Origin of the sequence: Halorubrum sp. Atlit-28R (assembly GCF_003665955.1) — an archaeon.
Classification (GTDB): Archaea; Halobacteriota; Halobacteria; order Halobacteriales; family Haloferacaceae; genus Halorubrum; species Halorubrum tropicale.
The window spans coordinates 1-1,346 of sequence record NZ_QPLS01000027.1 but is presented as its reverse complement, the minus strand read 5'-3'; the positions used below and the strand labels follow the sequence as shown (position 1 = coordinate 1,346).

At 55.1% G+C, this 1,346-nt stretch carries 1 protein-coding gene; it reads left to right on the top strand.

Going from position 1 to position 1,346, the window contains the following annotated elements; genetic code table 11:
* The first annotated feature begins 169 nt into the window (after positions 1 to 169).
* Positions 170 to 1,338 (top strand): IS3 family transposase gene (locus DVK06_RS16580; RefSeq protein WP_394338894.1). Its coding sequence is split into 2 segments (ribosomal slippage): positions 170 to 425 and positions 425 to 1,338, totalling 1,170 coding nucleotides; the frame shifts between segments, so codons are not numbered across the junction.
* Positions 1,339 to 1,346 lie beyond the last annotated feature (8 nt).

The window sequence follows — 1,346 nt, the reverse complement described above, 5'->3', positions numbered from 1 at the left end:
AATTAACCGTCAATTAATAATCAATAAATAGCCAAGAACCTTCAGGCGTGGGATGATATGCAAAATAAACGAGTTTTAGTCATTGAAGATGACATTGTAGTGGCACACTGATACTGGCCACCTGATCGGAAGGTGATATTCTCACCTCCCCAACACCACAGGTGACCCAATGGCAAAACATTTCACGGCAGAATTTAAGCTCGAAGCAGCAAAACTGGTTGTCGACCACGGCTATACCTACGTTAAGGCGGCAGAAGCGGTTAACGTCAGCCTTTCGGCTATCACCCGTTGGGTTAATAAGCTGCGACTTGAGCGCCAGGGGAAAACGCCCGCAGGGCTTCCTCTGACGCCCGAACAGCTCGAGCTGCGCGAAATGAAGAAAAAGGTTCAGCGCCTTGAAATGGAGAACGAAATCCTAAAAAAGGCTACGGCGCTCTTAATGTCGGACGCACTCAACGGTTCACGGTAGTCGACAGGCTGAGAGCGCGATATCCGGTCGCTGTGTTGTGCCAGACTTTTGACATCCATCGCAGCAGCTACAGGCATTGGCAGGCTTCAGCGAATGAGCCCGACGGCGAACGTGTGGTCAAGCTCAGCCAGGTCATGGAGGCCTGGAACGCCAGCGGCGGTTCTGCCGGCGCCCGAAGCATCGCGACTATCGTCAGCAGGGACTCTGGTGTCAAAATGGGGCGCTGGCTGGCCGGCAAGCTGATGAAAGAGCTGGATATTGCCAGTTGCCAGGTGCCGTCACACAAATACAAACGCGGCGGAAACGAACACGTTGAAATACCGAACTATCTTGACCGCCAGTTCGCGGTTACCGCGCCGAACCAGATCTGGTGCGGCGATGTGACCTATATCTGGACGGGCAAATGCTGGGCTTACCTGGCGGTGGTGCTGGACTTGTTCGCCCGTAAACCGGTGGGCTGGGCCATGTCGACGTCGCCGGACTCGGCGCTCACGGTCAAAGCGTTGCAGATGGCCTGGGAGCTACGAGGTCGACCAACCGGCGTTATGTTCCACAGCGACCAGGGCAGCCACTATACCAGCCGTAAATATCGGCAGGCACTGTGGCGCTGTCGGATAAAGCAGAGTATGAGTCGGCGGGGTAACTGCTGGGATAACGCCCCTATGGAACGGTTCTTCAGAAGCCTGAAGGCCGAATGGGTGCCGACGAAGGGCTACAACAGCTTCAGCGAGGCCCAGAGCGCGATAATCCGCTACATCACGGGGTATTACAGTGCCGTTCGGCCTCACTGGTATAACGGCGGTCTGACGCCAAACGAATCTGAGCGGCTGTACTACTTACAGTCTAATGCGGTGGCCAGTTTTAGTTGACCACTACA